The organism is Citrobacter sp. (assembly GCF_050252275.1).
Lineage (GTDB): Bacteria > Pseudomonadota > Gammaproteobacteria > Enterobacterales > Enterobacteriaceae > Citrobacter_A > Citrobacter_A amalonaticus.
Genome location: NZ_JBFWLF010000112.1, coordinates 1 through 13,157 on the forward strand (window position 1 = coordinate 1; position 13,157 = coordinate 13,157).

A 13,157-nucleotide genomic window follows, 5' to 3' on the forward strand; every position below is an offset into this window, starting at 1 on the left:
CATCGCCCATCACGCCAACAGAGCGAACCGGCAGGAACACGGTGAACGCCTGACTCACTTTGTTGTACAGGTCGGCTTTGTGCAGTTCTTCAATGAAGATAGCGTCCGCACGACGCAGCAGGTCGCAGTACTCTTTCTTCACTTCACCCAGCACGCGCACGCCCAGACCTGGTCCCGGGAACGGGTGACGGTAGAGCATATCGTACGGCAGGCCCAGTTCCAGACCAATTTTACGCACTTCGTCTTTGAACAGCTCTTTCAGCGGCTCAACCAGACCCATCTTCATCTCTTTTGGCAGACCGCCTACGTTGTGGTGAGATTTGATGACGTGCGCTTTACCGGTCGCAGAAGCGGCAGATTCGATAACGTCAGGATAGATGGTGCCCTGCGCCAGCCATTTCACATCTTCCAGCTTCAGCGCTTCTTCGTCGAAGACTTCAACAAAGACGCGGCCAATGATCTTACGTTTCGCTTCTGGATCGTTCTCGCCTTTCAGCGCGGTCAGGAAACGATCTTCAGCCGGAACATGCACAATGTTCAGACCAAAATGATCACCGAACATATCCATCACCTGCCCGGCTTCATTCAGACGCAGCAGACCATTATCGACGAAGACACAGGTCAGGTTTTTACCGATCGCACGGTGCAGCAGCATCGCCGTGACGGAAGAGTCCACGCCACCGGAAAGGCCGAGGATCACTTTGTCATCGCCAACCTGCTGGCGGATACGCTCAACGGCGTCGTCGATGATTTTTGCCGGCGTCCACAACGCTTCACACTGGCAGATATCGCGGACAAAACGCTCCAGCATACGCATCCCCTGACGGGTATGGGTCACTTCCGGGTGGAACTGAACGCCGTAGAAGCGTTTTTCTTCGTTCGCCATAATGGCAAACGGGCAGCTTTCGGTGCTGGCAACGGTGACGAAGTCGGACGGGATTGCCGTCACTTTATCGCCGTGGCTCATCCACACATCCAACAGCGGTTTGCCATCAGCGGTCAGGGAGTCTTCAATACCGCGAACCAGCGCGCTGTCGGTTACAACTTCAACCTGCGCGTAGCCGAATTCACGCTCAGTCGACCCTTCAACATGACCGCCCAACTGCATCGCCATCGTCTGCATGCCGTAGCACACGCCGAAGACCGGAACGCCGGCTTCGAAAACGTATTGCGGTGCACGTGGGCTGTTGTCTTCCGTGGTGCTTTCCGGGCCACCGGAAAGAATGATACCGCTAGGATTAAACTCGCGAATCTGTGCTTCAGTTACATCCCACGCCCACAGTTCACAGTAAACACCCAGTTCACGTACGCGACGTGCAACCAGCTGTGTGTACTGCGATCCGAAATCAAGGATGAGAATGCGATGCTTGTGAATATTGTCTGTCATTGACGCTAATTCCGAGGCAAGTGAAACAATAACAAAACGCCCGGTTAAAACCGGGCGCGGAAACTTATCAGGAGCCCATACGGTAATTCGGGGACTCTTTGGTGATGGTCACGTCGTGAACGTGGCTTTCCTGAATACCCGCACCACTGATACGTACGAATTCCGCTTTAGTACGCAATTCGTCGATAGTACCACAGCCGGTCAGCCCCATACAGGAGCGCAGGCCGCCCATCTGCTGGTGAATGATCTCTTTCAGGCGGCCTTTATAGGCAACGCGACCTTCGATACCTTCCGGCACCAGTTTGTCTGCGGCGTTATCGCTCTGGAAGTAACGGTCAGAAGAACCTTTGGACATTGCGCCCAGAGAGCCCATGCCGCGGTAGGATTTGTAGGAACGGCCCTGGTAAAGTTCGATTTCACCCGGGGATTCTTCCGTGCCCGCCAGCATGGAACCCACCATCACCGCACTTGCGCCAGCCGCGATAGCTTTGGCGATATCGCCAGAGAAACGGATACCGCCGTCAGCGATAACGGGAATCCCCATCCCTTCCAGCGCTTCAACAGCATCAGACACTGCGGTGATCTGCGGAACACCCACGCCAGTCACGATACGAGTGGTACAGATGGAACCAGGGCCAATACCCACTTTCACCGCGCTCACGCCCGCTTCCGCCAGGGCACGAGCCCCCGCGCCGGTCGCCACGTTACCGCCAATGATTTGCAGATCCGGGTATTTCGCACGGGTTTCACGAATGCGCTGTAAAACACCTTCAGAATGGCCGTGAGAAGAATCAATCAGCAGCACGTCAACACCTGCCGCGACCAGCGCATCAACACGCTCTTCGTTGCCAGCGCCTGCGCCAACCGCAGCGCCAACGCGCAGACGGCCATGCTCATCTTTACAGGAGTTCGGCTTACGTTCAGCTTTCTGGAAATCTTTTACGGTGATCATGCCAAGCAGATGGAAACTGTCATCAACAACCAGCGCTTTCTCAACGCGTTTCTCGTGCATTTTTGCCAGCACGACGTCACGCGCTTCGCCTTCGCGAACGGTGACCAGACGCTCTTTCGGCGTCATGTAAACGCTGACCGGTTGGCTCAGATCGGTGACAAAACGCACGTCACGACCGGTGATGATCCCAACCAGCTCATTGTCTTCGGTCACGACAGGATAACCTGCAAAGCCATTGCGTTCAGTCAGTTCTTTCACTTCACGCAGGGTAGTCGTCGGCAGAACGGTTTGCGGGTCAGTTACTACGCCAGATTCATGTTTTTTCACGCGGCGGACTTCTTCTGCCTGACGCTCAATCGACATGTTTTTGTGGATAAAACCAATGCCACCTTCCTGTGCCAGTGCAATCGCGAGGCGCGCTTCAGTCACGGTATCCATCGCTGCGGAGAGCATAGGAATGTTCAGACGAATCGTTTTCGTCAACTGCGTGCTGAGGTCAGCAGTATTCGGCAGAACGGTGGAATGAGCGGGAACGAGGAGGACGTCGTCAAACGTCAAAGCTTCTTTAGCAATACGTAGCATGGGCAATATCTCTAACCTGGGGGTGGATAAATATTGCCGTGGCATTATACAGAGCGTAATCGGTTGCATCCACACTTTTTTGCAAATAATGCTTGCGCTCCTGCTCAGGCGGGTTACTATCGATTGAATAACCTGCTGATTTAGAATTTGATCCCGCTCACATGTTATCCTCTCAGACCTCCGCAATTTTTACTGTTAGCCGCCTTAATCAGACGGTTCGTCTGCTGTTAGAACAGGAGATGGGGCAGGTCTGGATCAGCGGCGAGATTTCCAATTTCTCGCAGCCGTCATCGGGGCACTGGTACTTCACGCTAAAAGATGACTCGGCACAGGTTCGCTGTGCCATGTTCCGCAACAGCAATCGTCGGGTGACCTTTCGCCCCCAGCACGGCCAGCAGGTTTTGGTTCGCGCCAATATCACCCTGTACGAGCCGCGCGGCGACTATCAGATTATCGTCGAAAGCATGCAGCCTGCCGGTGAAGGTCTGCTCCAGCAAAAGTATGAACAGTTAAAAGCTAAACTGCAGGCTGAAGGGCTTTTTGATCAGCAGCATAAGCAGTCACTTCCCTCTCCCGCCCACTGCGTGGGGGTGATTACCTCGAAAACCGGGGCCGCACTGCACGATATTCTCCATGTTCTGAAACGTCGCGATCCCTCTTTACCGGTTATCATCTATCCGACCGCCGTCCAGGGTGACGACGCACCGGGGCAGATTGTCCGTGCAATCGAACTGGCGAATGCGCGCCAGGAGTGTGATGTCCTGATCGTCGGTCGCGGCGGCGGTTCGCTGGAAGATTTATGGAGCTTTAACGACGAGCGTGTCGCACGGGCTATTTTTGCCAGCGCGATTCCGGTAGTCAGCGCCGTCGGCCACGAAACGGACGTCACCATTGCCGATTTTATTGCCGACCTGCGTGCGCCGACGCCTTCGGCCGCCGCTGAAATGGTCAGTCGCAATCAGCAGGAGTTGCTGCGTCAGATCCTGTCTGCACAGCAGCGTCTCGGCATGGCGATGGATTACTTTCTGGCGAACCGCAGTCGTCGATTCACTCAGATTTATCATCGCCTGCAACAGCAACATCCGCAGTTGCGTCTCGCTCGTCAGCAGACGGCACTGGAGAGGTTGAATCAGCGTATGAACGTGGCCATCGACGGCCAGTTGAAGCGCACCAGCCAGCGGCAATCCCGTCTGCTGCAACGCCTGAACCAGCAAAATCCGCAGCCACGCATTCATCGTGCGCAAACCCGCATTCAGCAACTGGAATATCGTCTGGCGGAGAATGTACGTTCCCGTCTGAGCGCCACGCGGGAACGCTTTGGCAACGCAGTTACCCACCTGGAAGCGGTCAGCCCACTCTCGACCCTGGCGCGTGGTTACAGCGTCTCTACGGCCACCGACGGCAAAGTGCTGAAAAAAGTGACACAAGTGAAAGCCGGTGATGTGATGACGACCCGGCTGGAAGACGGCTGGGTAGAAAGTGAAGTCAAAAGCATAACGCCGGTGAAAAAACGCGCGCGAAAAAAAGCCTGACATCAGGCTAGCGTTCGCCTTCAGGTGAAATGAACAGCAATGCCCCCGACAGCCCAGAAAAAACAACCAGTGCCCCCGCCGCGCTAATCGCGCCATAAAGCTGACCAAATGCCACTGAGCCAACAATTTGCCCAACGGCCAGCATCAGGAAAGCCAGACTGACGCCCGCCGCCGGTGAAGGCTCCGCCAGCGCGGCGCCCCGCACCAACAGCACACCGGATAAAATGACATATCCCGCCCCGTTTAACGCCGCCACCGGAAACAGCCACCAGGCGAAACCGTGGCTTAGCGCCAGGGACACTAGCGAAACCGCCATAAACAGCAGCGAGCAACAGTAAACCCCGCGCATACCGATACGCTTTGCCGCACTTCCGGTAAATACAGCGGCAATTCCTGCACCACCGCTGACCAGCCACAGCATATGGGTGATGGCACTGTCCAGCCCGGTATGGCGCTGCAGCAATTCGGGGCCAAAACTCCACCATGCCGCACTGGCGACACCGCTAACAAAGGCTATCACCAGCAGGCGAAACATCCCCGATTTCGCAAGGACAACGCGCCAGCGCGGCGGCGCTCGGAGCTGTTCCGCGTGTTCCCCAGGCAACGTACGCAGTGCGGCAAACAGACAGAGTAGCGCCATGACTGCAAAGACGATGCATGCCAGGCGCCAGTTGCCCGACATAACCCGTAACACCAGAACCGACAGGATGATCCCCCCACTCGTTCCGGCGTTGATAAGGGTATTTACCTGGGTTTGCCGTTCCGCAGAGATTCGCTTACTCACCGCTGCGGCAAGGGACGGTGAGGCCAGCCCGGAGCTGAGCCCGGCGATAAAAAGACCTGTCGCCAGAATAAGGGGGGAATACGCCAACGCCAGGATAACTAATCCAATTGCAGCGGTGATCCCCGCCAGAACGGCCGGGAGTCGTGGACCAAAGCGATCCGTCAGAAAGGAGGCCAAAAAAACGGATAAACAGTAGGCAACATAGCTGCAGGCCGCAATTATCCCGGCAACTTCTGGCGTGAAGGGAATCGCCTGACGGATATCAGGCAGCATGATTCCCCATGAAAATCGCGCCATTCCGTAAGTCACAGCAATCAGTGAGAAACCCGTCATCCCCAGCGCGACATGTTTATTCATTGTTCCCCTCACCTTATGCGTCGTTAAAAACGTAAACCCTGATAGTCAGTTGCGCCACTTTCAGCAGCGCTGATTTGTCCGACTTTCCTGCAGGTTTGCTTCTATGATTTACACTTAACATGCTTACTTTTTCGGCATTGCCAGACTCAGGAGAGCCTTATGTCCCATGCTTACAGTGTGATCCCGCCCTATATCCTGCGACGCATTATTGAAAGCGGTTCGGCGATGCAGCAACAGTGCGCACGCCAGACGCTGACTCACGTACAAACCCTGATGGCGCACATGCCCGGAAAACCAGCGGCGCCGCATGTGAATCAACCCGGTCAACTTGAACGTGATATCTACGATGCGAAAAACAGGCAGGAATTACCCGGCACGCAGGTGCGCTATGAAGGCCATCCCTCAAACGGGGATGTTGCAGTGGACGAAGCCTATGATTACCTCGGTGTCACGCATGACTTTTTCTGGAAAAACTGGCACCGCGACTCGCTGGATAACAAAGGCTTAATTCTCACCGGGACCGTGCATTACGGGCATGAATACCAGAATGCGTTCTGGAACGGTCAGCAGATGGTCTTTGGCGACGGCGATGGTGAGATATTTAATCGATTTACGATTGCCATTGATGTCGTGGCTCATGAGCTGGCACACGGGATCACCGAATCAGAAGCAGGGTTGATTTACTTTGAACAGGCCGGGGCGCTCAACGAATCGGTTTCCGATGTATTTGGTGCGTTGGTTAAACAGTATCATCTCAAACAAACCGCCGATCAGGCTGACTGGCTTATCGGGCAAGGATTGCTGGCGGACGGCATTAATGGCAAGGGATTGCGCTCCATGTCAGCGCCGGGCACAGCCTATGACGACCCGTTGCTCGGGAAAGATCCACAACCTGCGCATATGCGGGACTTTATTAAGACACGCGAAGACAATGGCGGTGTTCATCTTAACTCTGGCATCCCGAACCGGGCGTTTTATCTGGCAGCCACCGCGCTCGGCGGCTACGCATGGGAAAAAGCAGGTTATGCCTGGTATGATACGGTTTGCGATCGACAACTGGCGCAGGATGCAGACTTCATTGATTTTGCCCGCTTAACCGTTTATCACGGCGACAAGCGCAGCGGCGCGGAAACGGCGAAGGCGATAGAAGCGGCCTGGAAAGCCACAGGAGTGATGTGAATGGAGATCCCAGAATTAACCGATGACGCCGTGGTAGAACTGGCCCGGGAAGGTGGCGTCGCGTTTATGCCCAAACTGGCCCGGCAGCGCAAAATTGCGCTGTCGACCTTATCGACTGTTCAGCGTCAGCGCGTGGCCGACATTCTCCGGCAGAGCCTGACCGTCGGTATGCCTCCGGGACAGACGGGATCGCCGGGTCGCGGCGACCAGCGCTACTTTCGCATACAGATCATCTGGACACAGCATAATCAGGCAGGCGTTACCGACATCATCGTACTGGTACCGGAAAACGATGCGCCAGCCTCACTGGTCGATCTTTGGCAGAAGGGCGAAGCCTGTATCTGCGATTAATCCTGCGACAGCACAAACTCAACGCGTTTTTTCGAAATCAGCCCGTGACCGTTGTGACAGAAATAATCGACTGCGCCGCAGGCTTTCAAGACCTGGAGCGGCTGATGGCAGTCCGGGCAACGCGCTTCTACGCTAAAGTCTGTCTGACAGGTTTCACAATGTGCGTTATCGCCATGACGATCGAGCGGATGCTGACAAACGGGACAAATGAGTTCCACACTTCCTCCTCATATTCCTGTTGATGGCGCCCTCCCCGTCGGGAGAGGGCGTAATGAATTATTTGCTTTTTTTGATGTGCTTAATCAGACGTTTACGTTTGCGCATCTGGGTCGGGGTCAGCGTATTGCGCTTGTTGGCATACGGGTTCTCGCCCTCTTTAAACTGAATACGGATCGGCGTCCCCATCACTTCCAGCGATTTACGGAAGTAGTTCATCAAGTAGCGCTTATAGGAATCCGGCAGATCTTTGACCTGGTTACCGTGAATCACCACAATCGGCGGGTTATAGCCTCCGGCATGAGCATATTTCAGTTTCACGCGACGACCACGGACCAGCGGTGGCTGATGATCTTCAACCGCCATCGTCATGATTCGGGTCAGCATCGCCGTGCTAACGCGACGGGTGGAGCTGTCATAGGCTTCGCGGACGGATTCAAACAGGTTGCCGACACCGCTGCCATGCAACGCAGAGATAAAATGCACACGCGCAAAATCGATAAAGCCCAGACGGAAGTCCAGCGTCTCTTTCACCTGCTCTTTCACTTCCTGCGTCAGGCCGTCCCACTTGTTCACTACGATGACAAGTGAGCGCCCACTATTGAGGATAAAGCCCAGCAGCGACAAATCCTGGTCAGAGATACCTTCGCGGGCATCAATCACCAGCAACACCACGTTAGCGTCCTCTATCGCCTGCAACGTCTTGATAACGGAGAATTTTTCTACCGCATCGGTGATTTTCCCGCGTTTACGTACCCCGGCGGTATCGATCAGCACGTATTCGCGCTCATCACGTTCCATCGGGATATAAATACTGTCACGCGTGGTGCCCGGCATATCATAAACGACCACGCGGTCTTCACCCAGAATACGGTTAGTCAGTGTGGACTTACCGACGTTCGGACGACCGACAATCGCCAGCTTAATCGGCAGATCCTGCGGATTGAAGTCATCTTCAGGCTCTTCTTCACCGTTCTCGTCAGCTTCAAACTGTGCCCAGTATTCGGCGTCTTCGTCCACCTCTTCCTGCGGCGCGGCATCGTCCATCCACGGCAGCAGAACGTGTTCCAGCAGACTGAGCACGCCACGGCCATGAGACGCAGCGATCGGATGGATTTCACCCAGGCCCAGCGAGTAGAAATCAACGATAGCCTGATCCGGATCGAGTCCGTCCGTTTTGTTGGCGACCAGGAACGTCGGTTTTTCACGAGAGCGTAAATGCTGGGCGATCGCTTCATCGGCAGGCATCAGGCCAGCGCGCGCATCCACCATGAACAGCACCACATCCGCCTCTTCAATTGCCAGTAGCGACTGTTCCGCCATACGGGTTTCTACGCCATCTTCGGTGCCATCAATCCCGCCGGTATCGATGCAGATAAACTCACGGCCTTCAATCTCCGCACGACCGTACTTACGGTCACGAGTCAGACCCGGGAAATCCGCCACCAGCGCATCTCGGGTGCGAGTTAGACGGTTAAATAACGTGGATTTTCCGACGTTAGGGCGCCCGACAAGCGCGACCACAGGTACCATGTTTAAAGCCTCATTTTAAAAATCATCAGACAACAGACGCGATTTTTGCGCCGTTGTTAAAAACAGGAAAACGGCCCCTGCACCAGGAGCCGTTTTTTAAAGCGTACGACCAGGACGATTAACGTGTAATGGAATACACAGTACCGTCTTTGGCCTGGATCAGCAGTTTGCCGTCGGCAGAGACCGGTTCAGTCAGGAAGCCGGAGCTGTCTACTTTCTGCTGAGCCACAAAACGGCCATCTTCGACGTTAAGCCAGTGCAGATACCCTTCGCTGTCACCCACCACCAGGTTGCCATTATACAACGCCGGGGAAGTCAGCAGACGGTGCAGCAGATCGCTTTGCGTCCACAGCGTAACGCCGCCATCGGTCGTCAACGCCAGTACGCGGTCATTCTGATCCACCAGATAGATACGGTTGCCGTCGACGATAAAGTCATTCACCGAGCCCAGTTCACGTTTCCACATGATCTGACCACTGCGCAGATCCAGCGCGGTCAGGTTACCATTATAAGCCAGGGCGTAAACGACGCCATTGACGATGACCGGGGTGGTGTCCACATCGCTCAGACGGTCAATCTCTGTAGAACCGGTCGCCTGAGAAATACGCTGCTGCCAAATCATCTGGCCTTGCTGCATCAGTACGGCGCTCACGCGGCCGTTATCGCCACCGACAATGGCCGCACCAAAGGCGGTTGCCGGCGCAGATTCGCCACGCAGTGACAGCGAAGGCATATCCAGGTTCACGGTCCACTTAATGGCGCCATCGGCTTCGTTCAGTGCCTGCAACTGACCGTTGCTGGTATGAATCAGCACCATGCCGTCACTGACTACCGGACGGGAAAGCGCTTCGCCCGCCACTTTGGTTTGCCACGCAACCGTACCGTCCGCTGCGTTCAGCGCATAAACCTGCGCTTTTTCGCTGCCGATATAGACGTGACCGCCTGCAACCGTTACGCCGCCAGACAACTGGGCTGACGAACGCGAGAACCAGCCATCTTTCTCACCCAGGTTCACCGACCAGACTTCTTTGCCGTCATCAGCATTTAACGCTTTCACCACGCCAGCGCGATCGGCTGCGTAGACCACGTTATCGGCATACGCCGGGTGGAGGTTGGAATAGAAATCGCCGATACCATTACCTACAGACGTGCTCCAGGCCGTAGACGGGGTAAACTGATTTTCAACCACCGGTAATGGGGACATTTTAACAACGTCTTCTTCGCCACTAAACAGTGAACAGCCGCTCAACAGGGTAACGGAAAGCAGCCCTGGCAGAAGTAATTTACGCAATTGCATCGGGTCCCTCTCAGATGGACAAATTATTGATTTTCATCTGCATCATTTCGCTCAGTGCCGGGGAGGCGTTACTTTTCACGCCCGCTTCCCACGCACTACGCGCACCTTGTTTATCACCTTTGCTCAGCAGCGCTTCGCCGCGCAGATCGGCAACAATCGCCGCCCATCCTTCACCCTTGACGCTATCCAGGGTTTTCAGCGCCGTATCCGCCTGCTTGAGTTGAATCTGAACGCGAGCAAGACGCAGCGTGATCACTGCGTTAAGATTCTCATCAATCGTGGCGGCCAGTCCCTGCTGAAGCTGGGCTGCGGCCTTCTCAAGTTGATTCTGATCGACAAACTGCTGCGCCAGTTCCATCGACGCTAACGCGCCGTAGGTGTTCTTATTGTCGGCAGCAAATTTCTCTGCGGCTGACAGGTCTTCCGCTTTACCCGCGCTGAGCGAACTCACCACGGTTTGATATGACAGAGAAGCAGAGCGTGCGGACTCAATCTGATGATTGTTCCAGTAGCGCCAGCCTACCAGCGCACCAACGCCTAAAATAACCCCAACAGCCAGGGCTTTGCCGTTCTCGGCAAAGAAGCGTTTAATCGCCTCAACCTGATCGTTTTCGTTCTCGTAAATTTCCACGCAGTCCTTCTCCTTAAGCCATTAACGTGCGCAAATGCGTTGCAACGCTATCCTGTGCAACTTCAGTTTGCTCACCGGAGCGCAAATCCTTCACTACAACAGTACCGGTAGCCACTTCGGACTCGCCAAGCACCAGTGCAACGCGGGCACCCCATTTATCAGCTCGGGCAAACTGTTTCTTAAAGTTGCCGCCGCCGTGGTTTGTCATTAGCTTCACGCCCGGGATTTCATCACGCACGCGCTCAGCCAGTGTCATTGCCGCAGACTGCGTATCCGCACCTGAAGCGACCAGGTATATATCGACAACAGAATCGGCTTTAAATTCCGGATTAACTGCCTGAACCAGTAAAACAAGGCGTTCCAGGCCCATTGCAAAGCCCACTCCCGGCGTCGCGCGACCGCCGAGTTGCTCAACCAGTCCGTCATAACGACCGCCCGCACAGACGGTGCCCTGTGAGCCCAGGCTGCTGGTGACCCACTCAAACACGGTGCGGTTGTAGTAGTCGAGGCCACGAACCAGACGCTGGTTGACAGTGTAGGCAATCCCTGCGGCTTCCAGCAGTTTGCACAGGCCAGCAAAGTGTTCGCGGGAATCGTCATCCAGATAGTCGCCAAGCTGAGGAGCATCGTTGAGCAGCGCCTGTACGTCCGGATTTTTTGAATCCAGCACGCGCAGCGGGTTGGAGTACATGCGACGTTTGCAGTCTTCGTCCAGTTTCTCAACGTGCTGCTCCAGGAATGCCACCAGCGCATCGCGGTAGTTTGCACGCGCGTCCAGCGATCCGATGGAGTTCAGCTCAAGATTGACATGTTCAGCGATACCCAGCGCACGCCACCAGCGCGCGGTAAGCATAATCAGTTCAGCATCAATATCCGGCCCTTGCAGACCAAAGGCTTCGACACCCAACTGATGAAACTGACGATAGCGCCCTTTCTGCGGACGCTCGTGGCGGAACATCGGCCCGATGTACCACAGGCGCTGTTCCTGATTGTACAGGAGACCATGCTCGATGCCGGCGCGTACACAGCCCGCCGTGCCTTCCGGACGCAGCGTCAGGCTATCGCCATTGCGGTCCTCAAAGGTGTACATCTCTTTTTCAACCACGTCGGTCACTTCGCCGATCGCGCGTTTGAATAACGGGGTCTGCTCTACAATCGGCAAGCGGATTTCACTGTAACCGTAGCTGCCGAGCACGTTTTTGAGTGTGCCTTCAATGCGCTGCCAGATGGCGGTCTCGCCAGGCAGATAATCGTTCATGCCGCGAATGGCTTGAATGTTTTTTGCCACGTTTATTCTCTTTCTGAATATAAAAATGAACCCTCAGCGCTTCCCCGAGCGATACGGGAGCCATGCGGGTTCAATCATACACGGGAAGCACGCCGCTTCCCATCACGTTATTATTTTTCAACCTGCTGCACGTTAATCCGCTGCGCTTCGTCGAGCATCGTCGCTTTGGCGCGGATACGGGCTTCAAGCTGGTCAATCATATCGCTGTTATCCAGACGATCTTTTCGCACGCCGTCTTCATAGAGGCCGCTTTTTTTGTTACCACCCGTCACGCCCAGCGTCGAAACCAGTGCTTCACCCGGTCCGTTAACGACACAGCCAATGATGGAAACGTCCATCGGCGTAATGATGTCTTCCAGACGCTGCTCCAGGGCGTTGACCGTGCCGATCACGTCAAACTCCTGACGCGAGCAGGTCGGACAGGCGATGAAGTTTATCCCGCGAGCACGAATGCGCAGAGACTTCAGGATATCGAAGCCAACCTTAATCTCTTCCACCGGATCGGCAGCCAGCGAAACGCGCAGCGTATCGCCAATCCCTTCGGACAGCAGCAGGCCAAGACCGATTGCCGATTTCACCGCACCACTGCGCGCACCACCGGCTTCGGTGATCCCTAAATGCAGTGGTTGATCGATTTGCTTCGCCAGCAGGCGATAGGATTCAACGGCGAGGAAAACATCAGACGCTTTTACGCTGACCTTGAACTGATCAAAGTTCAGACGATCGAGATGATCCACATGGCGCATTGCTGATTCCAGCAAAGCCTGCGGCGTGGGTTCGCCGTACTTTTCCTGTAGATCTTTTTCCAGCGATCCGGCGTTAACTCCGATACGAATCGGGATATTCTTGTCGCGCGCGCAATCCACCACCATGCGGATACGCTCTTCATTGCCGATGTTGCCTGGATTAATACGCAGGCAGTCAACGCCGTATTCCGCCACTTTGAGCGCAATACGGTAGTCGAAGTGAATGTCGGCGACCAGCGGAACAGAAACCTGTTGCTTGATCAGTTTGAAGGCTTCTGCGGCATCCATCGTGGGTACGGAGACACGAACAATGTCAGCGCCA

The 13,157-nt window shown here is 55.1% G+C and carries 12 protein-coding genes; 3 read left to right on the forward strand and 9 right to left on the reverse strand.

The genetic code is table 11. The features are described 5' to 3' along the window. Positions 1-1,387: glutamine-hydrolyzing GMP synthase (gene guaA / locus AB7E14_RS11385; protein ID WP_428169530.1), on the reverse strand; the 1,387-nt coding region annotated here is incomplete at its 3' end. Between the two features lie 67 nt (positions 1,388-1,454). Continuing rightward, positions 1,455-2,921, reverse strand: a complete 1,467-nt coding sequence (gene guaB / locus AB7E14_RS11390; protein WP_042999842.1) for an IMP dehydrogenase — start codon at positions 2,919-2,921, stop codon at positions 1,455-1,457. A gap of 161 nt (positions 2,922-3,082) precedes the next feature. Between guaB and xseA the strand changes: the two genes are divergently transcribed. Then, complete coding sequence (gene xseA / locus AB7E14_RS11395; RefSeq protein ID WP_102947992.1) at positions 3,083-4,453, forward strand: exodeoxyribonuclease VII large subunit; 1,371 nt, start codon at positions 3,083-3,085, stop codon at positions 4,451-4,453. A gap of 7 nt (positions 4,454-4,460) precedes the next feature. Here xseA and AB7E14_RS11400 read toward each other — a convergent pair whose 3' ends face one another. Then, a complete protein-coding gene (locus tag AB7E14_RS11400) occupies positions 4,461-5,594 on the reverse strand; it encodes an MFS transporter (RefSeq protein WP_316962734.1) in 1,134 nt (377 codons plus the stop codon). 159 nt (positions 5,595-5,753) lie between these two features. Here AB7E14_RS11400 and AB7E14_RS11405 point away from each other — a divergent pair, with 159 nt between their 5' ends. Both AB7E14_RS11405 and AB7E14_RS11410 read left to right on the forward strand, forming a co-directional pair. Beyond that, on the forward strand, positions 5,754-6,773 hold the full coding sequence (locus AB7E14_RS11405) for a M4 family metallopeptidase (RefSeq protein ID WP_316962735.1): 1,020 nt from the start codon (positions 5,754-5,756) through the stop codon (positions 6,771-6,773). After that, positions 6,774-7,124 (forward strand): protealysin inhibitor emfourin, encoded by a 351-nt coding sequence (locus AB7E14_RS11410; protein ID WP_042999838.1) that lies wholly within the window; start codon positions 6,774-6,776, stop codon positions 7,122-7,124. Here AB7E14_RS11410 and AB7E14_RS11415 read toward each other — a convergent pair. The 6 genes from AB7E14_RS11415 to ispG form a co-directional block, all read right to left on the reverse strand. Next, a complete protein-coding gene (locus AB7E14_RS11415) occupies positions 7,121-7,342 on the reverse strand; it encodes a zinc ribbon domain-containing protein (protein WP_042999837.1) in 222 nt (73 codons plus the stop codon). The genes AB7E14_RS11410 and AB7E14_RS11415 overlap by 4 nt on opposite strands. 58 nt (positions 7,343-7,400) lie before the next feature. Further along, complete coding sequence (gene der / locus AB7E14_RS11420) at positions 7,401-8,873, reverse strand: ribosome biogenesis GTPase Der (RefSeq protein ID WP_042999836.1); 1,473 nt, start codon at positions 8,871-8,873, stop codon at positions 7,401-7,403. Between the two features lie 118 nt (positions 8,874-8,991). Next, positions 8,992-10,170 carry an outer membrane protein assembly factor BamB gene (bamB, locus tag AB7E14_RS11425; protein ID WP_042999835.1) on the reverse strand — a complete coding sequence of 393 codons (1,179 nt, stop codon included), beginning with the start codon at positions 10,168-10,170 and terminating at the stop codon, positions 8,992-8,994. A gap of 10 nt (positions 10,171-10,180) precedes the next feature. Continuing rightward, complete coding sequence (locus tag AB7E14_RS11430; RefSeq protein ID WP_316962736.1) at positions 10,181-10,801, reverse strand: YfgM family protein; 621 nt, start codon at positions 10,799-10,801, stop codon at positions 10,181-10,183. Positions 10,802-10,814: 13 nt separating this feature from the next. After that, complete coding sequence (gene hisS / locus AB7E14_RS11435) at positions 10,815-12,089, reverse strand: histidine--tRNA ligase (RefSeq protein WP_316962737.1); 1,275 nt, start codon at positions 12,087-12,089, stop codon at positions 10,815-10,817. 110 nt (positions 12,090-12,199) lie between these two features. Further along, positions 12,200-13,157: flavodoxin-dependent (E)-4-hydroxy-3-methylbut-2-enyl-diphosphate synthase (gene ispG, locus AB7E14_RS11440; protein WP_428169531.1), on the reverse strand; the 958-nt coding region annotated here is incomplete at its 5' end.

What these genes read in the sequence shown, in the direction of transcription:
- AB7E14_RS11400 (WP_316962734.1), bottom strand. Translation starts at nt 5,594, where the DNA reads ATGAATAAACATGTCGCGCTGGGGATGACGGGTTTCTCACTGATTGCT.
- bamB (WP_042999835.1), bottom strand. Translation starts at nt 10,170, where the DNA reads ATGCAATTGCGTAAATTACTTCTGCCAGGGCTGCTTTCCGTTACCCTG.
- guaB (WP_042999842.1), bottom strand. Translation starts at nt 2,921, where the DNA reads ATGCTACGTATTGCTAAAGAAGCTTTGACGTTTGACGACGTCCTCCTC.
- der (WP_042999836.1), bottom strand. Translation starts at nt 8,873, where the DNA reads ATGGTACCTGTGGTCGCGCTTGTCGGGCGCCCTAACGTCGGAAAATCC.
- xseA (WP_102947992.1), top strand. Translation starts at nt 3,083, where the DNA reads ATGTTATCCTCTCAGACCTCCGCAATTTTTACTGTTAGCCGCCTTAAT.
- AB7E14_RS11405 (WP_316962735.1), top strand. Translation starts at nt 5,754, where the DNA reads ATGTCCCATGCTTACAGTGTGATCCCGCCCTATATCCTGCGACGCATT.
- AB7E14_RS11410 (WP_042999838.1), top strand. Translation starts at nt 6,774, where the DNA reads ATGGAGATCCCAGAATTAACCGATGACGCCGTGGTAGAACTGGCCCGG.